Source organism: Halochromatium roseum (genome assembly GCF_016653315.1).
GTDB classification, from domain to species: Bacteria; Pseudomonadota; Gammaproteobacteria; order Chromatiales; family Chromatiaceae; genus Lamprobacter; species Lamprobacter roseus.
In genome coordinates this window covers 52,248-74,540 of the sequence record NZ_NHSH01000048.1, presented here as the reverse complement: position 1 = coordinate 74,540, position 22,293 = coordinate 52,248, and the positions used below count along the sequence as shown (strand labels likewise).

Genomic DNA, 22,293 nt, shown 5'->3' with positions numbered 1-22,293 from the left:
AGCGGCCGCCAGGGCCCGAAACCTCGACAACAGCGAGATGACGCAAACCTTGCATCGGCGCTCAAGGCGCTTAGTTAGCGGCACAGCTGCCGTTCTCGCGGCCGCGATCATCGCGCTCGCGGTCTTATCCGTCAGCGTGCGGCTGCTGTTGCCACAGGCAGATGGACTGCGCGAAACACTGATTGCACGCCTCAGCGATACCTTGGGCGTCGAGGTTGAGGTCGGCAGCCTATCGATCCAGCTACGCGGGCTAACGCCGACACTCAGCTTTGCCGATGCCCGGCTTTTGGCACCTGCGGCTGCCTCAGCGCCGCGCCAGCCGCTGCTCTCGGCACGTATCCTGCGCATCGATCTCGACCTGCTGGCCACACTGAATGCGCTGCGGCCGCGGATCGAAGCAATGAGCCTGGTCGGCGCCGAGCTGCAGGTGCGGCGCGACGCAGACGGCCACATTCGGCTGCTCGGCTTGGATTCGATGCAGGGAAACGATACCCAGGCACTGGACTTTTTCCTCCGCGAGGGGCGCTTCCGGTTGCTCGACAGCCATCTGAGCTGGCGCGATTTGAGTGCAGGGGATCTCAGCTACCACGTCCGCATCGAGCTTGCCGAACTCGCCAATCACGGTCAACGCCACGACCTTCGCCTGCGTGCGGTTGCGCTCGACCCAGCCACGATCGATGCGACAAGACGCCATGCGCAAGGACGCCATGCGCCCGGCCCCCAGGACCCTAGCCCCGATACGACCGAAAACGAAAACATTGCGGCTAACGAAAACATTGCGGCTGAAGAGGCGCCAACGGAGACGAATCGGGCTAGCACACTTGAAATCTTGGGCCAGCTCGACGGCCCACCACAGCATCCCGAGCGTTGGTCCGGTCGCCTCTACGCGCGAACCGACGGGACCCATCTCGGACTGATCGCGCGCGGGCTCTTGCCGAATCAGCTCGCGCCAGACTCGAGCCGCTTCCGAATCCAGAGCTGGAATCAGCTCGAGCAGGGTCGGCTCACGCAATCCCTGGCACGCGTCGAAATCCAAGGGCTCCATCTCAGGAACCAGCGGCAACCTCATCAGATCAACCTCGGCGACCTCGCGGGCCTGGCACGCTGGCAGCGACAGGCACGCGGTTGGCAGCTCGACCTCGGCGATCTCGAGCTGCCTGGGGAAACCCGATCAGCGCCGACCAAGGCACAGGTCCGCTACCTGCGGGTCTCGGCCCCACCCCGAGCGACTGCGCCCGGCTCATCCAGCGATCGTACATCCGCGCCTCATCATGCATCCGCGCCCGACCATACCGCAGCGCTCGACCATGACCCCGGAGACAACCAGGCCTCCGGGACCGAGCATGCCTCTGTGCCCGCCGCCGACCTCTTTGCCACCATTGGCACGCTCGAGATTGGGCCAATTGCCGAGGCGCTCAGCTTGATCGTGCCTGATCTCCCCGAACCGATCGTCGCGCTCGGTCAGGGCGGGCTCCATGGGCTGACCCGGAATCTCGCGCTTCGCATGACGCTCACCGCGCCAACGGACGCCTTGCCAGAACCCGCCTTGCCAGAACTCGCTGGCAACCCCACCGCCGCTATCGAACAGCTCCAGCAGCAAACCAGAACGAGCAACACCGAGCCTGAGGATCTCGAGCACAGCAGTGGCTCTGCACACCAGACTGAGCTGGACTGGACAGCGCTCACGATCAGCGACTGGCGTCTCAGTGCCGAGATCGAGAACTTGACGATCGACACCAAGGCACAGCGCGCATCGCCTGCCACATCGACTGGCGCCGCCCTCCCGTCACTCTCCGGGCTCGATCTCAGCATCGATCTCGGCCCACGCGGTGGCTACGCCAGCGTCGATGACAGCAACGTCGGCATCGACCTGCAACCCTTGTTCGCCAAGCCGCATCGTTTCACCCGCTTCAAGGGCCGCTTCGCTTGGCGCCTGATGCCGGCCGGCTCGATCCACCTCTGGACCGAAGCACTCAGCGCCGAGACCCAGGATCTGGAAACCCTCAGCCGCCTCAGTCTTTGTCTCCACCCCTCTGGCGTCAATCCCTTCATCGACCTGCACACACATCTACGCAATGGCCGCATTTCGGCACTCCCACGCTGGCTGCCAGTCGGAATCATGGATGACCGCCTAGAGGATTGGCTGCTCCAGGCCGTGGTTGCTGGCCGTCTGGAATCTGGGGATCTACTGCTACGCGGCCCCCTCGAACGCTTTCCATTCGATGACCAAGAAGGGCGCTTCATCCTCGAGCTACGCGCTGTCGACGGTGTGCTCGACTACGGCGTTGCTGCGCAGGCCGCAGAGCCGCCGACAACAGGCCTCAGCAACGCCGAGCAGACGCAGGCGCTCAGCTGGCCGCCGCTCCAGCAGATTGCGGCAACCCTGCGGTTCGAGAACCGCAGCCTCGAGATCGATGTCCCTAGCGCCGAGATCCTCAACAGCCAGGTCGACGCCGGGCACGTCAGCCTGCCCAACCTGTGGCAACCGACCTATCTGGAGATCGACGCCCAGGGCGAAGGCCCCCTTGCCGATGGGATGCATCTGCTAGCAACCTCGCCTTTGGCACAGCAGCTCGGCGGCCTCGCCTCGACGGTCGCGGTCAGCGGCGACGGCGGTATCCGTCTACAGCTCGGCGTACCGCTGAACCAAGCCCTGCCCTTTCGCTACGCCGGCGAATTGCTCTGGGAACCACCTTCGCAGATCAGCGCCGAGGAAATCAGCGCCGAGGAAATTAGCGCCGAGGAAGGCGCCGACCAGAACGCGAATCGGAGCACTGACCTCAGCCTTGAGACCGTCGCCTCGGGCAGCGACAACCCAAGCCAAGACCGAACGCTCAGCATCAACGGCACCGAACTCAAGTTCGACCAGATCACTGGCCGCCTGCGCTTCGACGAGACCGGCATCGAGGCCGACGGCATCCAAACGCAGCTCGGCAGGCAGGCCCTCGACGTCGACGTCAAGACGCTCGACAGCGGCACCGACGATGGCCGCACCCTAATCAGCCTTCGCGGCCGAACCGGCGTCGATCGGCTCTCCGATATGCTGCCAAGCCCGCTCTGGTCGCTCGTGAGCGGCACGCTCGATTGGCACCTCGGCCTGACACTCAACAACCGCGACGCCGCGGCACAAAAGCCGCCGATCCGTTTTGCCTTTAGCTCAGACCTGCGCGGCCTCGGCCTGGCCCTGCCCGCACCGGTTGGCAAGCCGGCCCGCGAGCCGCGCAACCTCCAGTTGAGCGGGCGATTCCAGAACCAATGGCCGCTCAGCGTCAACCTCGAGTACGGTGCTATTGGCGGCTTGCTCGAGATCGATCGACAGCCCAATGGCGCGATCGAGCTGCCACGGTTGGTGATCGATCTGAACCGCCAGCCAACGGCCTTGCCGCCAGAAAACGCGATCCAGATTAGCGGTGCGCTCGAACGCTTAGCGCTCGAACCCTGGATAACCTGGTTCGGCCAGGCGGATCTCAAGGCGCTGCGGGGTGGCGACCAAAGTAACGGCGCAGAGCCTGGATTTCGCCTATTGCCGGTCCAGCTGCGGGTCGCCGATCTCAACCTCGGTGACTTACAGCTGAACGATGTCGAGGCCGTCCTCACCCCTGAGCCGACCGGCGGCTGGGATATTCGCTTCAGCGCCCAACAGACCGGTGACGGTCAGATCAGACTACCAGCAACGACGGCCGATCCGGAGCAGCCGCGCCGAATCCGCCTTGATCGACTCGACATGGAGCCGATCCTCGCCGCGCACGACAGAGCAACGCCCGAGCCCAAACCCCTTGCGCGAGCCGATCCACGGAAATTCGGCCCGTTGGACCTCAGGATCGAGCAACTGCGCTATGGCGAGGATCTGCTTGGCCAACTGCGCATCCGCAGCCAAGCGGTTGCGAACGGCGTGCGCTTTGAAACCCTGACCCTGGCGGGCCCCCATGTCGACGCCACCGGCAGCGGCGACTGGCTGATCGACGCCACCGACTATATCGAGTCATCGCTCCAGGTCAGCGCCAAGAGCAGCGCCGTCGGCGAACTCTTGCGTGAGAGCGGCTTCTACAGCGCGTTGAGCGGTGCGCCCGGCACGCTGCAGCTTGCGCTTAGCTGGCCAGGTGGTCCGAGCGACCTATCCTTGGCGCGGGCGCGCGGCTCGATGAAGATCGAGATCGGCTCCGGTCGCATGCTCGCGATGGAGCCCGGTGTCGGCCGCATGCTCGGCATCCTCAACACCGGCGCACTCAGCCGCAGGCTCAGTCTCGACTTCAGTGATGTCTTCGAAGACGGCCTCAGCTTCGACAGCATGACCGGCGAGATCGCGATCGGCAGCGGCGAGGCGACGATCCGCGACCTCAACATCCTGGCGCCTCCCGCCGACATCCGCATCACCGGCCGTACCAACCTCGTCGACGGCCTGCTCGACCAGCAGGTCGAGGTCACGCCCAAGATCGGCGTGGGTCTTGCCCTCGCCAGCGCAGTGGCAGGTGGCCCCGTGGTCGGCGCCGCCGTCTATCTGGCAGACAAGGTCACCGAAGGGGCTGTCGAGCGGCTCGGACGCTATGCCTACCAGGTCACCGGGCCCTGGCGTGACCCGGTCATCAAGCGAGTCGATACCGTTGGCTCGCCGTCGGTCGGTAATCTGTTTGTCGATGACGCACCCGCCGGGGGCTCAGCGGTGACCGACGCCGCCCCCGGCTCGAGCACCGGCACTCAAGCGAAACCCAAAGCCCCAGCGCCCGCAGGCGCCGAAGACGCATCGAACCCATTCCTTGAGGGGTTCTGAGCAACCAAGGTTCTGAGCAACCCATCAGCAGAAGCCGCGGCAGACTGCGGCCAATTCAAGATATGTACCACAAGCGAATCGCAGCCACTCGGTCGGTGGTGCTATGGTTACGGAAAATTGACCATATCGAATACCCATGACCGATATCTCCAAGCTCGCGGCCGTGCAGATGGCCTCCGGCCCAAACACAACCGCTAATCTCATCGAAGCCGAACGCCTCATCGGCCGTGCCGCCGAGGCCGGCGCGGGCTTAGTGGTGCTACCGGAGAATTTTGCCTTCATGGGCAAGCAGGATCGCGACATGCTCTCGTTGGTCGAGTCCGATGGCAGCGGCCAGCTGCAGGACTTCTTGGCCAAGACCGCGCTCCGCTATGGCGTCTGGATCGTCGGCGGCACCATCCCATTGCGCGCCAATAATCCTGCGCGAGTGCGCTCAGCGACCTTGATCTATAACGCCCATGGCGATCGGGTGGCACGCTGCGACAAGATGCACCTGTTTGACGTCGTACTGCCCGACGCCAATGAGCGTTACCAGGAGTCGGCGACGATCGAATCTGGTGATCAAAGCCCCGTGGTCGACACGCCCTTTGGCCGCCTCGGCGTGCTGGTCTGCTACGATCTGCGCTTCCCGGAGGCCGCCCGCCGGATGCTCGATAGCGGCCTCGAGATCCTCGCGATTCCCGCCGCCTTCACCGCGCTGACCGGCAAGGCGCATTGGGAGACCTTGATCCGCGCGCGCGCGATCGAGAACCTGGCCTATGTGGTCGCAGCCGCACAGGGCGGCTTCCACCTCAGCGGCCGCGAGACCCATGGTCACAGCATGATCGTCGATCCCTGGGGCAATGTGCTGGCACAGATCGAGCGCGGCGTCGGGCAAATCTGCTGCGCGCTCGACCGCGACCGTCAGGCCTCGATCCGCCGCACCTTCCCTGTACTCGACCATCGGCGGCTCAAGTGCCGCTGATTTGGAATCAGCGCCCGCCACTGGAAAAAGCGACGCTGACCTCCCAACTCCCTTCAATATCGGGCCAATGCCCACCGTCTCCAGAGACCGAACAACGCAATCTTATGACCGACTCCATCGACATCGCCCGCCAGAGCATCCTCGCGCCCTTCGGCCTTGGCGACAGCGACCTCGATCGCCTGATCGGCGCGCTCCGCAGCCCCGCGATCGACGCCGCCGACGTCTACTTTCAAAGCAGCCGGCTACAATCCTGGATGCTCGAGGACGGCATCGTCAAAGACGGCAGCTTCAACATCGAGCAAGGCGCCGGTCTGCGCGCCATCAGCGGCGAGAAGACCGGCTTCGCCTACTCCGACGAACTCGAGATCGCAGCCCTGACCAAGGCCGCCGATGCCGCACGCGCCATCGCCCGGGGCGGTGGTGCAGCGCCGGTTAGCATCGGCAGCGGCATGCCGGCAAGGCAACGGCTGTACGAGCCGATGAACCCGATCGAGAGTCTCGATGATGCGGCCAAGCTCGAGCTGCTGCATCGGGTCGACGCCGAGGCGCGCCGCATCGACTCGCGCGTAAAGGAGGTCATGACCAGCCTAGTCGCCGTGCAAGACACCATCCTCGTCATCTCCGATGATGGCCGGCTGAGCGCCGATGTCCGCCCACTGATCCGCCTCAACGTGGTCGCCGTAGTCGAAGAAAACGGCCGCCGCGAGCAGGCCCATAGCGGCGGTGGCGCGCGCCTGGATCTGGGCTGGATGCTGGCCGAGGATCGCGCGCTCGGCTTCGCCCGCGAGGCGGTGCGCCAAGCGTTGATCAACCTGGAGGCCGGCCCTGCCCCCGCCGGCACCATGACCGTGGTACTCGGCGCCGGTTGGCCCGGCGTGCTACTGCATGAGGCGGTCGGCCATGGGCTCGAGGGCGACTTCAACCGCAAGGGCACCTCGGCGTTCAGCGGCCGCCTCAATCAACGTGTCGCCGCCAAGGGCGTCACCGTCGTCGACGACGGCACCCTGCCCGGTCGACGCGGCTCGCTGAACATCGACGACGAAGGCACACCGACCCACTGCACCACGCTGATCGAAGACGGCGTGCTAGTCGGCTACATGCAAGACCGGCTCAACGCCCGCCTGATGGGCATGGCGCCGACCGGCAACGGCCGCCGAGAATCCTACGCCCATCTGCCGATGCCGCGCATGACCAACACCTACATGCTGGCCGGCAACCATGATCCCGGCGAGATCATCGCCTCGGTCGAGAAGGGACTCTACGCGGCCAACTTCGGCGGCGGCCAGGTCGATATCACCTCCGGCAAGTTCACCTTCTCCGCCAGCGAGGCCTACCTGATCGAGAACGGCAAGATCGGTCGCCCGGTCAAAGGCGCAACCCTGATTGGCAATGGCCCCGATGTACTGACCCGCGTCAGCATGGTCGGCAACGACCTCAAGCTCGATGAAGGTGTTGGCACTTGCGGCAAGGATGGCCAGAGCGTGCCGGTTGGGGTTGGCCAGCCGACGCTGCGGGTCGATGCGCTGACCGTGGGCGGCACTGGTGGGGCCGGTGGCGACTGAAGCCTTGATGCCGTAGGCGCGGGATGGACACCGATCGGGAGCGCGCCCCCCTGGCTGGTTGCTGAATTGGGCGCCAGCCGGATCGGTGTCCAGACCGGGGCGTCGGCCGGATCTTGCGGTAGGATGCGTGCGGCAAGAGACCGGCTCGCTCACCGACACCTGGGACGCCCATGAAGATTCTCACCTACCGTGGCCTGAACACCAGCGCCATCCCCGGCTACGACAAGCTCGTCGCCTACCTCAGCGCCGACGACTTCCGCTCCGCCGACGTCAAGAAGATCGGCGACAACCTCTATCGCGCGCGGCTCGATCGCAGCAATCGCCTGCTGTTCGCCCTCTATCGCCATGAGGGCGAGCGCTGTGCGCTGCTGTTGGAATACATCCCGCAGCACGCCTACGACAAATCGCGCTTTCTCGCCCGTGGCGTGCAGATCGATGAGGAGCGCATCCCCGCCGTCACCGCGGACGCCGCCGATGAGGCGCCCGAGCTGCCGTACCTGAATCCGAGCCTGCCGCGCTTCCATCTGCTCGATAAGGTGCTGTCCTTCGACGACGACCAAGAGCAGGTCTACCAGCAGCCACCGCCGCTGGTGATCATCGGCTCCGCCGGCAGCGGCAAGACCGCGCTGACGCTGGAGAAGATGAAGGATGCCAGCGGCGACATCCTCTATGTGACGCGCTCGGCCTTCCTCGTCCAAAACGCCCGCGAGCTGTACTACGCCAACGGTTGGTCCAACGACGATCAGCAGGTCGACTTCCTCTCGTTTCGCGAGTATCTGGAGAGCATCCAGGTGCCGGAGGGCAAGGAGATCACGCCGCGCATCTTCGCCGGCTGGGCCGGGCGCCAGCGCTTGCCCAAGGATCTGAAAGACAGCCACCAGCTGTTCGAGGAGTTTCAAGGCGCCATCACCGGCACCGACCCCGAGTCCGCCTACCTCAGCCGCGAGGCCTATCTCGGCCTCGGCGTGAAGCAGTCGATCTACCCGCCCGAGACCCGCGCCGGCGTCTATGATCTGTTCGAGAAGTATCGGCGCTTCCTCGATGAGGAGGGCTGGTTCGACACCAATCTGGTCAGCCACGCCTGGCTCGAGCGGGTACGGCCGCGCTATGACTTCGTCGTCGTCGACGAGGTGCAGGACCTGACCAATGTGCAGCTGCTGCTGATCCTGCGCGCGCTGCGCGACAGCAGCGGCTTCCTGCTCTGCGGCGACTCGAACCAGATCGTCCACCCCAACTTCTTCTCCTGGTCCAAGGTCAAGACGCTGTTCTGGCGCGAGCAGGCCGATGCGTCCAAAACGGCGACTGGCACCGAGCTGATCCGCATCCTCAACGCCAACTTCCGCAACTCGCCCCAGGTCACCGAGATCGCCAACCGCTTGTTGCACATCAAGCACGCCCGCTTCGGCTCGGTCGACAAGGAGAGCAACTATCTGGTGCGCAGCCGCGGCCCGGCGCGCGGCCGTGTCGGGCTGTTGCAGGATAGCGAGCAGATCAAGCGCGACCTCGACCGGCGCACCGCCGCCTCGGCGCGCTTCGCCATCCTGGTGCTGCACCCGGAGCAAAAGGCCGAGGTGCGCAAGCATTTTCGCACCCCCTTGGTGTTCTCGATCCACGAGGCCAAGGGCCTGGAATACGAGAATGTGCTGCTCTACGGCTTCCTCTCCAGCGAGGAAAAGCGCTTTCGCGACATCGCCGGTCAGCTCAGCGAGGCCGATCTGCAGGGCGAGCTGCGCTATGCCCGCAGCCGCGACAAGACCGACAAATCGCTGGAGATCTATAAGTTCTACATCAACGCGCTGTACGTGGCGGTGACCCGCGCGGTCAAGAACCTGTATCTGATCGAGCCGCGACCCAAACAGCACCTGCTCGCCCTGCTGGGGCTGACGGAGGTCCACGAAGGCGTCGACGATGTCGAAGAGCAGACCTCGAGCCTGGAGGAATGGCGCAAAGAGGCCCATCGCCTCGAGCTGCAGGGCAAGGACGAGCAGGCCGCCGACATCCGCGAGCAGATCCTCAAGCAACGCCAGGTGCCCTGGACCGTGCTGCGTGGTGACGCGCTCACCGAACTGGAGCAGAAGGCGCTCGACCAAGGCGAGAAGAAGGCCGGCATCGCGCTGATGGAGTATGCGCTGGTCTACCGCGACCAACGCCTGATGAACCGGCTGATCCAGCAGGGCCTCAAGGCCGCCAAGCAGCCGGACAAGGCGCTGTCGATGCTGGAGAAGAAACACTTCTTCAACTACGGCCTCAAGCATGCCACCGGCGTGCTGCGCGAGGTCGACCAATACGGCGTCGACTTCCGCAACGTCTTCGGCCAGACGCCGTTGATGATCGCCAGCCGCACCGGCAATGCCGAGCTGATCGAGGCGCTGCTCGACCGCGACGCCGACACCAGTCTGGTCGACGGCAATGGCCTGAACGCCTTTCAGATCGCCCTCGACCGCGCCTGCGCCGATGAACGCTTCGCGCGCACCAAGCTGCCGGCGGTGTTCGAGCGCCTGGCGCCCCCGAGCATCGACATCCAGGTCGACGGCCGCCTGATCAAGCTCGATCAACGGCTGATGGAATATCTGATGCTCAGCATTGCCATGGTGCTGTTCTATCAAGGGCTCGGCGAGCGCTGGGCGCATCGCCGCCACCTGCTCTCAGCGCCCGATTTCGCCGCCGTGCTCGAGCATTTTCCGGAATCCATCGTACCCGAGCGGCGCAAGAAGCGCCCTTATATCTCCTCGATCCTGTCCAAGAACGAGCTCAACCGCGACGCGCCCTACAACCGCAAGCTGTTCCAGCGCTGGAAGCAGGGGCATTATCTGTTTAACCCACAACTCGCGCTGCGCATCGAAGACCAATGGCTGCGCATCTACGAGCTGTTACAACCGCAGCGGCTGGCCGCGCAGTTACAGGATGTCTACCACTGGGGCGGACAGGTCTGGGACCCCAACGCGTACAGTGACAAGGCGATCGAAAAGCTGCGTGGGATGTTACAGCAGCTCAATGAGGGGGCGGATTTGAAGTCGTTGTTTTAATCGACGGCTGGTCGCTGCCTCTGTTCGTCTCTACTGGTAGAGGTGCATATCCAGTTGCAGGTCAATCGCTTGCCCCACATCAGCACCGACCGAGGACGACCTTAATCGTGAGTAAAACGAATGGACGACATTCACGCAAGCGATCTCAAGACCATCCTCCACTCCAAGCGAGCTAATCTTTACTATCTGGAGCATTGCCGAGTCTTGGTCAACGGTGGCCGCGTCGAGTACGTTACCGACGAAGGCAGGCGTTCGCTGTACTGGAACATCCCCATTGCGAACACGACCTGCGTGCTGCTTGGCACCGGCACGTCGGTCACTCAGGCAGCCATGCGCGAACTGGCTAAAGCCGGCGTCTTGGTGGGTTTCTGCGGTGGCGGTGGGACGCCGTTGTTTACGGCCACCGAGCGCGATACCGACATCGTTTGGTTTTCCCCGCAGAGCGAATATCGATCGACCGAGTATCTGCAGGCATGGGTGCGTTTTTGGTTCGACGAAGACCTCCGGCTGGAGGCCGCCAAACGGTTCCAGCAGCAGCGACTTCAACACATCCAAGCGCACTGGAGCGCGTCCCGCCATCTGCAATCAACCGGCTTTGAGCCTGATGTGAGCGCTCTGAGTGCACTGCTCAGCCGTTCTGGCTCGAACATCCAGGTCGCATCCGACCACACCGCATTGCTGATGGAGGAAGCCCGGCTGACCAAGGAGCTCTACAAGCTCGCCGCTCGAGCGACCCAATACGGCGACTTCGTCCGCGGTAAGCGCGGCCAAGGGACCGATGCCGCAAACCAGTTTCTCGATCACGGAAATTACCTGGCTTACGGCTTGGCAGCGACCGCAACCTGGGTGCTCGGCCTTCCTCATGGCCTCGCCGTGCTCCACGGCAAGACCCGCCGCGGTGGCCTCGTCTTCGACGTGGCCGATCTCGTCAAGGACGCGCTGATCCTCCCGCAAGCCTTCCTCTCAGCGGTGCGGGGCGACACCGAGCAAGAGTTTCGGCAGGCCTGCATCGAAGCCCTCACACGCAGTGAGGCGCTCGATGCCATGATTGACACCCTCAAGGACATCGCCCGGCAGATGGGCGCAATGGTGCAGCAAGCCACCCCATGAACATCCTGCTCATCTCGCAATGTGACAAACGAGCGCTCACCCAGACCCGCCGCATTCTTGATCAGTTTGCCGAACGCCGTGGTACCCGGACCTGGCAAACCCCCATCACCCGTGACGGCCTTGAGACGCTGCACCGACTCCTACGCAAGTCGGCGCGCAAGAATACGGCGGTCGCTTGCCATTGGATTCGTGGCATCGATCATTCCGAGCTACTTTGGGTGGTCGGGGATCGCAAACGCTTCAACTCGCTCGGAGCCGTTCCAACCAATACCACCCAACGTAATGTGCTACGCACCGAGGACGAGAACGACTGGCACAGCGGCGAGCTGATCCGCTTGCTGGTCGATCTCGCCGGGCTGCTGCATGATCTCGGCAAAGCGATCCAAGCCTTTCAGCAGCGTCTAACAGGGAGGCTTGATGGGCGCAACCTCATTCGACATGAATGGGTGTCGGTGCGCCTCTTCGAGGCCTTCGTCGGGGTCGACGACGATGCCGCCTGGCTAGCGCGTTTGGCCGCTCCCAATGCAGACGATGACGCACGTTGGCTCAGGGATCTGCGCTGCGATGGTCTGGACGGTGCCTTCGACTCCCCGTTCAAGACGCTGAGCAACGCCCCCCTTGCGCAGGCCTTGGCCTGGCTCGTGCTCACTCACCATCGCTTGCCGGAGCTTCCGCCTGGTGAGCCCTTTCAAATGTCCGCGCTGTCCGGGCTTCTCACCCGGATTCAGCCATCCTGGAATGAACGCGCCTTTCAAGGCGCGGAGCCAGACGCGCTGAAGCCTTACTGGGCGTTTCCCGAGGGTCTTCCGGCCACCACGCCAGACTGGCGTAAGCGCGCGAGCCGTCTCGCACGCCGTCTGTGTGCATTCGCCGTATCGACGCAGGCCCAAACGGCGGCGGCCTCAGTGCTCAACAATCCCTTCGTGATGCATCTCAGCCGGCTCAGCTTGATGCTGGCGGACCATCACTACTCTAGCCTTGAGGGCGATCACGCCGAGCGGGTCAAGGTTTCGCCCGGGACAGCGCTATTAGCCAATACCTGCAAAGGTGGCGCACCGAACCAAACGCTCGATGAACATCTCGTCGGGGTTGCGCGTCATGGCGCGGAGATCGCGCACTTTCTGCCCCGATTCGAGCGACATCTACCCCGACTTGGCCGCCATCGGAGCCTCAAACAACGCGCTAAAAACGACCGTTTCCGTTGGCAGGATAAGGCTTTTGAAGCGGCCATTGGCATGCGCGAACGCTCCCAACAGCAGGGGGCCTTCATCATCAACATGGCCTCGACTGGCTGCGGTAAGACGCTCGGCAATGCACGCATCATGTACGCATTGGCCGACCCCGCCCTCGGCATGCGCTGTGCTTTCGCGTTGGGATTGCGCACCCTGACGCTACAAACCGGCCAGGCATTCCGCGACCTGCTCGGCTTGGGGGACGATAAGCTCGCCATTCGAGTCGGTGGCTCAGCGAACCGCGCACTCTTCGAGCACTATGAAGCCGAGGCGGAGGCCACCGGTTCGGCCTCGCGGCAAGCGTTGCTGGATGAAGAGACGCATGTGCTCTATGAGGGCCAGCTCGACGAGCATCCTCTGCTGCGCAAGGCGCTGACCGATCCAAACATCAAGAAGCTCTTGGTCGCCCCGCTGCTGGTCTGCACCATCGACCACTTGACACCAGCCACCGAGAGCCAGCGTGGCGGTCGCCAGATCGCCCCCATGCTGCGCCTGATGAGCGGCGATCTGGTGCTCGATGAGCCCGATGATTTCGGCCTCGACGACCTCCCCGCCCTTACCCGACTCGTGCACTGGGCTGGGCTGCTTGGAGCGCGCGTGCTGCTATCATCCGCAACCCTACCGCCGTCACTGGTGCGGGGTCTTTTCGAGGCCTATCGCAACGGTCGCCAACACTTTCAGCACAACCGTAGCGCCCAGCCAGAACGCGCAGCGGCGCCACCCGTCGTGTGCTGCGCGTGGTTCGATGAGTTTCATCAGTCGGTTCAAGACTGCGCCGACCCGGCTTGTTTCGCTCAGGCGCATGAGACATTCGCGCAGCGTCGAGTCGGTGAGCTGGCCAAGCAGGCGACGCAGCCGCGACGGCGAGCCGTCATCCATCCATTGCAGGGAATGCAAGCCGCGCGTCAGTGGCAACCGCTCGCAGACGCCTTCGCGCCCCAAGTCCTCGATGCCGCAGCAAGCCTGCACGCGGCCCATCACAGTGTCGATCCGCTGACGGGCAAGCGCGTCAGCTTTGGCCTGGTGCGCATGGCCAACATCGAACCCTTGTTCGAGACCGCGTTAGCGCTGTTCCAACTCCGCCCGCCGACGGGCCTGCGTGTGCATCTCTGCGTCTATCACTCCCGTCACCCCCTGCTGATTCGCTCCGCCATCGAGGCCCAACTCGACCAAACGTTGAGCCGTCATCAGCCCGAGGCGGTCTTCGCCCTGCCAGACATCCGCAGCCGTCTGCAGCGCACCCAAGAACCCGATCAGCTCTTCATCGTACTCGGCTCCCCAGTGACGGAAGTCGGTCGTGATCACGATTATGACTGGGCCGTGGTCGAGCCCTCGTCGATGCGCTCACTGATCCAACTCGGTGGACGCGTCCAGCGGCATCGCAACGAGCCCGTATCCGCTCCCAACATCCTGGTGCTGAGTCACAACCTGCGCCATTACCGCTATCCAGGCCGGGCGGCATTCATCAAACCCGGCTTCGAGACAGATGACGAGCGCTTCCATCTCATCTCGCACGATCTGCGCGATCTGCTCAGCGCCGAAGACATCGCTGTTATCGACGCCCGCGCGCGCATTGTCTCCCTGGAAGCCGCCGCGCTGCGCCCTAAAGAGCGCCTCATCGACATCGAGCATGCGCGGCTTCATGGCCAGATGTTGCCGCTGTTACAGACCGTCACCGCAACACCTTCGGGACGCCGTCCTCGTGCTTCGAGCAAATCGCCAACATCCAGGCTCAATGCCAGCACCTGGTGGCAGCAAACACCCCAAGACGCCTTGCTGAGCGCCGTGCTACCGCAGCAGCAGCCATTCCGCAAAGCCTCCCTCCCTGAGGATGTCACGCTCGTGTTGCTTCCAGACGAGGATGAAGAAAAGGCCGTGCTGCATCAGGTGATGGATGGCACCCGCCGCGGTGAATCGATCTACGTCCCGTACCAGCACATGTGCGCACGTCTACTCGACGCACAAGTGCAGGGAGCGCGCATCGAGCCTTGGGGGACGACCGACTACATGGCGTCCTTGTCTGCCCTGGCGACGACCTTGGATCTACCGCTTTCCACCTGTGCCAAGCGTTTTGGGATGACGTCTGTACGACCCAGCGATAACGGCTGGCGCTATCACCCATCCTTGGGATTTGCCTTGCGAAGGCCTTGATCTTACAAGGACCTGGAGATGGCTCACAGCGTGCTTGAGCCGACTGCCTATGCGGCAGTTGATGGCCATGGCCTCTTGGCCAAGCCTAATTTTTCTGAGCTGCTTTTCAGCAGTCCGTTGAAGTTTACCTTTCCCCAATCTCCTAAAAATATTGGTCAAACATAATTGGTTTACTTACTTGTAAGATTGAGCTAGATTACCGCCCTTCAGGAACCGGCCAAGCGGCCGCCTGCACAACTGCGGAGCGCCATGTGTCAGCACAAGCGAACGGACGAAAACAGCAAATTCATAACCTTATCAAGGCGTTTCTAGCCGAACGCATCAACGCCAAATTAGAAAAACTTCCCGAAGACGATCCCAAGCGCGCTGCGCTGATCGCGCAGTTTGAGCCCGCCGCCTGGCTCAAAGATGCCGCCCACCGGGCTGGACAGATCCAGGTCGTGACCCACTCCCTTAAGCCTCTGCATCCAGAGGCGAAAGGCACCAGCCTGTTCTGCGAGCCCACCTCACTAGAGGCGCTCGAAGAAGTCGGCAGCCATGTGCTCGGTGCCGACTTCGAGATCGATGTCGTCGGCAACGCCGCTGCGTTGGATGTCTACAAATTCCTCAAGATCGAATACGACGGGCGGACTTTACTCAGCTTAGCGCTCGAGCAGGATGCAGACCTCACCGCCGCACTCGATGACGACCCTGATTTGGCGCATGCGTGGATGCAGGCGTTTGCAGGTCTCGCCCAGCCAAGATTGCCGCTGCGCAGCCATACCCACGCGAAACAGTTCTACTGGCTCATCGGCCCTGACCCACACGACGATGCCGGTTACCACTTGCTAGCGCCGCTCTATCCCACCTCCCTTGTCCACCGCCTCTACCAAACCCTCCAAGACGATCGCTTCAGTGAAGACGCCAAGGCCGCTCGCGCAGCCCGCAAGGCGCAGCAGTGGCATGAACGCCCAGTGCATGAATATCCGAACCTCGCCGTGCAAAAGCTAGGCGGCACCAAACCGCAGAACATCAGCCAACTCAACAGCGAGCGCCGCGGCGACAATGTTCTGCTCGCCTCATTGCCACCGGTCTGGCAGTCCCTGACGATTAAGCCCTTGTTGGCCGTCGAATCCCTGTTCAATGTCTTTGGCTGGCGCCGTGAGGTTAAGTCGCTAACACGCCAACTACGTCATTTCCTGGAGAGCGACCCCAGCAACAACCTGCGCACACGCCGGCGGCGTGATGCCCTGGTCGACGCCCTCATCGATGAATTGATCCAGTTCAGCGCCGAACTGCGAACACTCGAGCCCGGCTGGAGCAAGGACCAGGAATGCGCCTTACCGCCCACGCAACGGGCGTGGCTGGACCCGGACGCCGAACAGCAACAGAACGACGAGGTCATCGACGGACTCGCGGACGATTTCTCGCGTTGGCTGAATAACCGGCTGCGGCATCCGCTTCCGCTTGGCGACGCCGAGTATCTGTACTGGCGCAAGCTCGCCGGCGAACAATTGCGGCAATACGCCTGGGAGGCCAGCCATGACCACTGAGAGCAGCCAACCCATGCATCGCGCCGTGCTGGCGTTGCCCCATCTGCGGGTCCAGAACGCCAACGCGATCTCCAGCCCACTGACCTGGGGCTTTCCGGCGATGACGGCCTTCATCGGCTTGATGCGAGCGCTTGAACGTCGCTTAGGACTCGATCCCGGCATTGCCTTCTTTGCTGTCGGTGTGGTTTGCCATGACTTCGAGGCGCAGATCAACCACGGCGGCTTTACCCACGCCTTCCGCCTCACGCGCAATCCGGTCCAGCACGATGGCCGCTCAGCCGCCATCGTCGAGGAAGGCCGAGTGCATTTGGAGGTCACGCTAGTGTTCGACGTCGAGATCAGCGATGCGCATCTGGCCGATGTGCCGCGCCAGGCATTGGCACAACGCATCGCCGATGAACTCGCCGGAATGCGTTTGGCAGGCGGCAGCATCATGCCCAGGCTGCAAGGCACGTCGCCGCGCGTGCCGACACGTCCTGTCCTGGAGCCTGTGCCTGACGCTGACGACAACGACGCGGGTGAACAGCACAAGTGGTTCCGACGCTTAGCGCGCCGCTGGCTACCCGGCTTCGCCTTGGTGTCGAGAGACGACCTTTTACGGGCGCGCCTGGCAGAGCTGCGGGCCGAAAATCCCACCGCGACCGCTTTGGACGCCTGGCTCGACCTGTCGCGCTGGAACAGCCATGCCGATGCGCCTCCCACAAACGCACAGGGCGAGCCATCCGTAAAGGTAGAGTGGCAGACCGACCACCGACCCGGCTGGATCGTGCCGATCCCGGTCGGTTTCTCGGCACTTTCAGACTTACAGCCGCCCGGCAGTGTGCGGGGCGCTCGCGACATGACCACCCCTTTCCGTTTTGTCGAGACGGTGTGGTCTGTGGGGCAGTGGATTAGCCCACATCGCCTCAAGCGCTTGGACGATCTGCTCTGGGAGCCCGTCCATGACCCCGAGCATCCGATGGCATCCGGCCTCTACCGCTGCCACAACGGGTACCAGCCACCACCGGAGCCGCCCGAACCGGCAACCCCCAGCAACGACAGCACCCAATGAGCCATCAGGAGAGCCCCATGGCAAGCAAAGACGCGACCCTCAAGACCGCCACCGTTCTCGCTTTCGAGCGCAAGCTCGACCCCTCTGACGCCCTGTTCTTCAGCGGGGACTGGGAGCAGCGTGCCGATTCCAACGCCTGGTCGGCCATCGGCCTGCGCGAGAAATCCGTACGCGGGACGATCTCCAACCGGCTCAAGACCAAGGACCAAGACCCAGCAAAGCTCGATGCCGCAATCGAGAACCCCAATCTTCAAACCGTTGATGTCGCAGCGCTGCCAGCCGATGCGGATACGCTGAAGGTCAGCTTCACCCTGCGCGTGCTCGGCGGCGCCGGCACGCCCTCGGCCTGCAACAATGCCGCCTATCAAGCGAAGCTCATCAGTACGGTTCAAGGCTACGTCGACTCCCAGGGGTTTGCCGAGCTGGGCCGACGCTACGCGCACAACCTCGCCAATGGCCGTTTCCTCTGGCGTAACCGCATGGGCGCCGAACAGATCGAGGTGCACATCCAGCACCTCGTGCAAGGCCGAGCAGCCTCATCGTGGACCTTTTCGAGCCTGGAGCTACCGCTTCGCACGTTTGACGTTCCAGCCACGATGCAAGCGGATGTGCAAGCGGTCGCCGATCTAATCACCGAAGGGCTTGCCGGCACGAAGCATGTCCTGCTCCAAATCACGGCCTACGCCCGAGTCGGCGCCGGGCAGGAAGTCTACCCGTCTCAAGAGCTGATTCTCGACAAAGGCGGCAGCAAGAAGAGCAAGACCCTTTACGATGTGCAGGGTATCGCGGGCATGCACTCGCAGAAGCTCGGTAACGCGCTGCGCACGATCGACACCTGGCATCCCGACGTGGCCGAGCTTGGCCCCATCGCTGTCGAGCCCTATGGCTCGGTGACGACGCTTGGAAAGGCCTGTCGCAAGCCTACCGACAAGCTCGACTTCTACAACCTGCTCGACGGCTGGTTGCTGAAAGACAAGACGCCACCGCTTGAACAGCAGCATTTCGTGATGGCCACACTGATCCGAGGCGGCGTTTTCGGGGATGCTGGAAAGGATTGATCGCATGGATCACTACATCGACATCCATCTGCGTCCTGACCCGGAATTTCCCGCTCACCAACTCATGGCCGCCCTCTATGCCAAGCTGCACCGAGGATTAGCACAACTTCAATTAACCAGCATTGGCGTGAGTTTCCCTGGCTATCAGGAAAAGCCTCCATCACTGGGCCAAACGCTTCGACTGATTGGATCGGAACAGGATCTGGCGCGCTTGATGGCACAATCGTGGCTACAGGGGATGCGCGATCATGCCGAAGTCAAGGACATTGCGCCTGTGCCGAAGGACGCTGTTCATCGCAACCTGCGTAGGGTTCAGGCCAAGAGTAGTCCAGAGCGCTTGAGGCGCCGACAGATGCGTCGACATGGGCTCAGCGAAAACCAAGCACGCGCTCGCGTCCCAGATACCGCGGCTAAGGCGCTACATCTCCCTTTTGTGACCCTGAGAAGCGCAAGTACCGGTCAGACCTTTCCGCTCTTTTTGCAGCTAGGTCCACCCGTGCCGCTAGCACAGCCGCGGGGCGACTTCAACGCTTACGGCTTGAGCAGTACAGCGACAGTCCCCTGGTTCTGACCCTTTTCTTGGCGTTCCTCATAAGCTATTGTTTCTTAAGCCTCCTCCATAGCTAAAATTACAGAGGGCGTAGGCATCGATAGTTCTATAAAAACATGAAAAACCAAGATTTTAGGTCAATTTTGGCCTTGTTCACTGCCGCATAGGCAGCTCAGAAAAATACGAACCCGGATCACAATCGGCCCGACATGTTCACTGCCGCATAGGCAGCTCAGAAAAGCCCAAGACGTCATAGATCGCATGATGATATGTTCACTGCCGCATAGGCAGCTCAGAAAGATGGGAAATGAGGCCGCTAGACCGTCCGAAAGTTCACTGCCGCATAGGCAGCTCAGAAATCAAGTTGCGTGTGAACAAAGGCCGATCCCCCGTTCACTGCCGCATAGGCAGCTCAGAAACGCCAACGCTTTCGCTTGTTTCTTCGGATACGCCGTTCACTGCCGCATAGGCAGCTCAGAAACGACCTGGGCGAACGCATCAGGCACAGGTAAAGTTCACTGCCGCATAGGCAGCTCAGAAATTGCCGATCGGCATCATCGGCAAAGATTGAGCGTTCACTGCCGCATAGGCAGCTCAGAAATCAAAAGGCATCCAAGACCCCGCCAACGCTTTGTTCACTGCCGCATAGGCAGCTCAGAAATGGCTCGGGGAAGTCCTATAACTCTGTGGCGAGTTCACTGCCGCATAGGCAGCTCAGAAAATGAACCAGACAACGAAATCATTAAAGAACCCGTTCACTGCCGCATAGGCAGCTCAGAAATATTTGGTTCGCTTTGCTTGTTATTGCTGGCTGTTCACTGCCGCATAGGCAGCTCAGAAAGATTTTCGGTATTTGGCTCATGTCGTCGTCGTGTTCACTGCCGCATAGGCAGCTCAGAAAGATATGTTGCTTTTGGTCGTTGGTGTTTGGTCGTTCACTGCCGCATAGGCAGCTCAGAAATACCCGGCGACCCGGAAGCAGTGCAGCAAGCGGTTCACTGCCGCATAGGCAGCTCAGAAAGCCGCGTTAGGCCCTCGGCATCGGTCAACAGCGTTCACTGCCGCATAGGCAGCTCAGAAAAATAGGGCCTGTGGTCGTGGTGTGGGTGATGCGTTCACTGCCGCATAGGCAGCTCAGAAAGTTTGGGGGGCTTCCCTTGATACATAGTCGTATGTTCACTGCCGCATAGGCAGCTCAGAAAACTCCGCGAGCAGCGGTTAGCCTGCTCCTGGTGTTCACTGCCGCATAGGCAGCTCAGAAACTGCTGCTGCGTTCTCGCTCGTCGCTCCGATCGTTCACTGCCGCATAGGCAGCTCAGAAATGATCCGGCGGCATCTGTTTTTGTTGCAATCCGTTCACTGCCGCATAGGCAGCTCAGAAAGAACGGTGAGACTCAGAGCCAGACCAAAGCCGGTTCACTGCCGCATAGGCAGCTCAGAAACTTCCGGGGCGTTTCGGGCTGGATTCCACAAGCGTTCACTGCCGCATAGGCAGCTCAGAAAGTGTTGTGGGTGCTCTAGCGCGGCCTCAGCAAGTTCACTGCCGCATAGGCAGCTCAGAAACTGCGGAAGTCCGTCTTGAGCGTTACGCGTTGGTTCACTGCCGCATAGGCAGCTCAGAAAAAGTTGCCCATCGTGTGACCCCGTAACACCCAGTTCACTGCCGCATAGGCAGCTCAGAAACTGGGTGCCTCTTGCGCAGTCAATTTGTGCAGGTTCACTGCCGCATAGGCAGCTCAGAAATTTTTGAGTTCTCCGGCTACTCGGGTGCCAATGTTCACTGCCGCATAGGCAGCTCAGAAAGACGCAGATGGACCGCTGCTTCATGGACGCATGTTCACTGCCGCATAGGCAGCTCAGAAACCCGCAAGTCCAGCAATGACGGGGCTTTCATGGTTCACTGCCGCATAGGCAGCTCAGAAAATTGAGCGATTCGTGCTGGCCCACGATGTGGTGTTCACTGCCGCATAGGCAGCTCAGAAATCACCTGGCGCCAAGCCGTGCGCTTTGCCGAGGTTCACTGCCGCATAGGCAGCTCAGAAAATTGAGCAGCGGCTACTCGCCCAAGTCTCCGGGTTCACTGCCGCATAGGCAGCTCAGAAAACAAACGCCGGGACATACAGCGCGCTGAACACGTTCACTGCCGCATAGGCAGCTCAGAAAATCGACAATGCATTCTATCTCGCCGGATCGACGTTCACTGCCGCATAGGCAGCTCAGAAAGTCGAGATCAACTGCATGTCGATGTTCGCCTAGTTCACTGCCGCATAGGCAGCTCAGAAAAATGCCATCACGAATACCACGCAGCTCGCGGAGTTCACTGCCGCATAGGCAGCTCAGAAAATCATGCAGGCCGAAGGCGACGAAGCCGGGGCGTTCACTGCCGCATAGGCAGCTCAGAAATGCTCAAGGCGGTCGAGGCGGCGTTTAATCCAGTTCACTGCCGCATAGGCAGCTCAGAAAAAACCGGCCACCATGCTCTTGGCGCCGTCGCTGTTCACTGCCGCATAGGCAGCTCAGAAAGTGACTAACGAGCGCTCGCGTCGCTTGTTCGGGTTCACTGCCGCATAGGCAGCTCAGAAATCCGACGGATCGCCCCGGCTATCCCCCCGAAACGTTCACTGCCGCATAGGCAGCTCAGAAAAAGAGCGTGCCAACGACATGGCACACGCTCTGGTTCACTGCCGCATAGGCAGCTCAGAAACGATTCAGTGAGGCACAGTCCGCTGGTGTCGCGTTCACTGCCGCATAGGCAGCTCAGAAAAGATAGTACAAGCGGTTTAGTCGGGTATTGATGTTCACTGCCGCATAGGCAGCTCAGAAACCCCGAAACGCCCCGTACCATTCGATCTCCATGTTCACTGCCGCATAGGCAGCTCAGAAAAGGCGAAGATCACGCGGGTCTTGGCGATGAGCGTTCACTGCCGCATAGGCAGCTCAGAAAGCGACAGTGGGCGGCGCGGTGCTGCTTGTGATGTTCACTGCCGCATAGGCAGCTCAGAAAGTTCGGCACAGACGGTGTGGCTCCCCACGTCAGTTCACTGCCGCATAGGCAGCTCAGAAAGCTCCAGCCGTGTAGGCTGACCTCGCCGCCGGGTTCACTGCCGCATAGGCAGCTCAGAAAATCCCAAGATGGCGGCGCAATGGTCGATGATGGTTCACTGCCGCATAGGCAGCTCAGAAAATCCCCAAAATCACAGATCACATCTCTAGATTGTTCACTGCCGCATAGGCAGCTCAGAAAAGTTGGGGACTTCTGATGATGACTAGATGGTGGTTCACTGCCGCA

General features: G+C 61.9%; 10 protein-coding genes and 1 CRISPR repeat array (1 of these 11 cut by a window edge). All 10 genes read left to right on the top strand.

Annotated elements, in window-relative coordinates:
* Positions 1-37 precede the first annotated feature (37 nt).
* The 10 genes from CCR96_RS07795 to cas6f all read left to right on the top strand — a co-directional run bounded on the left by CCR96_RS07795 (position 38) and on the right by cas6f (position 19,025).
* Positions 38-4,768 carry a YhdP family phospholipid transporter gene (locus CCR96_RS07795; RefSeq protein WP_201219534.1) on the top strand — a complete coding sequence of 1,577 codons (4,731 nt, stop codon included), beginning with the start codon at positions 38-40 and terminating at the stop codon, positions 4,766-4,768.
* A 136-nt stretch (positions 4,769-4,904) separates the two neighbouring features.
* Positions 4,905-5,732: a carbon-nitrogen hydrolase family protein gene (locus tag CCR96_RS07790; protein ID WP_201219532.1), complete on the top strand. Its 828-nt coding sequence runs from the start codon at positions 4,905-4,907 to the stop codon at positions 5,730-5,732.
* Positions 5,733-5,836: 104 nt separating this feature from the next.
* Positions 5,837-7,294, top strand: a complete 1,458-nt coding sequence (tldD, locus tag CCR96_RS07785) for a metalloprotease TldD (RefSeq protein WP_201219530.1) — start codon at positions 5,837-5,839, stop codon at positions 7,292-7,294.
* Positions 7,295-7,464: 170 nt separating this feature from the next.
* Positions 7,465-10,320, top strand: coding sequence for a UvrD-helicase domain-containing protein (locus CCR96_RS07780; protein ID WP_201219528.1), 2,856 nt, complete (start codon positions 7,465-7,467; stop codon positions 10,318-10,320).
* Positions 10,321-10,440: 120 nt separating this feature from the next.
* The gene (gene cas1f / locus CCR96_RS07775; RefSeq protein WP_201219526.1) at positions 10,441-11,430 is read left to right on the top strand and encodes a type I-F CRISPR-associated endonuclease Cas1f; all 990 of its coding nucleotides are present in this window, start codon (positions 10,441-10,443) and stop codon (positions 11,428-11,430) included.
* Positions 11,427-14,813, top strand: a complete 3,387-nt coding sequence (cas3f, locus tag CCR96_RS07770; RefSeq protein ID WP_201219524.1) for a type I-F CRISPR-associated helicase Cas3f — start codon at positions 11,427-11,429, stop codon at positions 14,811-14,813. Before cas1f ends, cas3f begins: the two co-directional genes overlap by 4 nt.
* A gap of 251 nt (positions 14,814-15,064) precedes the next feature.
* Positions 15,065-16,345 carry a type I-F CRISPR-associated protein Csy1 gene (gene csy1 / locus CCR96_RS07765; protein WP_338035840.1) on the top strand — a complete coding sequence of 427 codons (1,281 nt, stop codon included), beginning with the start codon at positions 15,065-15,067 and terminating at the stop codon, positions 16,343-16,345.
* Positions 16,335-17,396, top strand: coding sequence for a type I-F CRISPR-associated protein Csy2 (csy2, locus tag CCR96_RS07760; protein WP_201219522.1), 1,062 nt, complete (start codon positions 16,335-16,337; stop codon positions 17,394-17,396). Before csy1 ends, csy2 begins: the two co-directional genes overlap by 11 nt.
* Positions 17,397-17,413: 17 nt before the next feature.
* Complete coding sequence (gene csy3, locus CCR96_RS07755; RefSeq protein ID WP_201219520.1) at positions 17,414-18,454, top strand: type I-F CRISPR-associated protein Csy3; 1,041 nt, start codon at positions 17,414-17,416, stop codon at positions 18,452-18,454.
* A 4-nt stretch (positions 18,455-18,458) separates the two neighbouring features.
* Positions 18,459-19,025, top strand: a complete 567-nt coding sequence (cas6f, locus tag CCR96_RS07750; RefSeq protein ID WP_201219518.1) for a type I-F CRISPR-associated endoribonuclease Cas6/Csy4 — start codon at positions 18,459-18,461, stop codon at positions 19,023-19,025.
* Positions 19,026-19,155: 130 nt separating this feature from the next.
* A CRISPR array of direct repeats spans positions 19,156-22,293; the repeat unit is 28 nt; unit sequence GTTCACTGCCGCATAGGCAGCTCAGAAA (it continues 2,059 nt past the right edge of the window).

Bases quoted from the DNA above. Each gene is read 5' to 3' on its own strand.
- csy2 (WP_201219522.1), top strand. From the start codon at position 16,335: ATGACCACTGAGAGCAGCCAACCCATGCATCGCGCCGTGCTGGCGTTG.
- cas6f (WP_201219518.1), top strand. From the start codon at position 18,459: ATGGATCACTACATCGACATCCATCTGCGTCCTGACCCGGAATTTCCC.
- cas1f (WP_201219526.1), top strand. From the start codon at position 10,441: ATGGACGACATTCACGCAAGCGATCTCAAGACCATCCTCCACTCCAAG.
- CCR96_RS07790 (WP_201219532.1), top strand. From the start codon at position 4,905: ATGACCGATATCTCCAAGCTCGCGGCCGTGCAGATGGCCTCCGGCCCA.
- csy3 (WP_201219520.1), top strand. From the start codon at position 17,414: ATGGCAAGCAAAGACGCGACCCTCAAGACCGCCACCGTTCTCGCTTTC.
- CCR96_RS07780 (WP_201219528.1), top strand. From the start codon at position 7,465: ATGAAGATTCTCACCTACCGTGGCCTGAACACCAGCGCCATCCCCGGC.
- cas3f (WP_201219524.1), top strand. From the start codon at position 11,427: ATGAACATCCTGCTCATCTCGCAATGTGACAAACGAGCGCTCACCCAG.
- tldD (WP_201219530.1), top strand. From the start codon at position 5,837: ATGACCGACTCCATCGACATCGCCCGCCAGAGCATCCTCGCGCCCTTC.
- CCR96_RS07795 (WP_201219534.1), top strand. From the start codon at position 38: ATGACGCAAACCTTGCATCGGCGCTCAAGGCGCTTAGTTAGCGGCACA.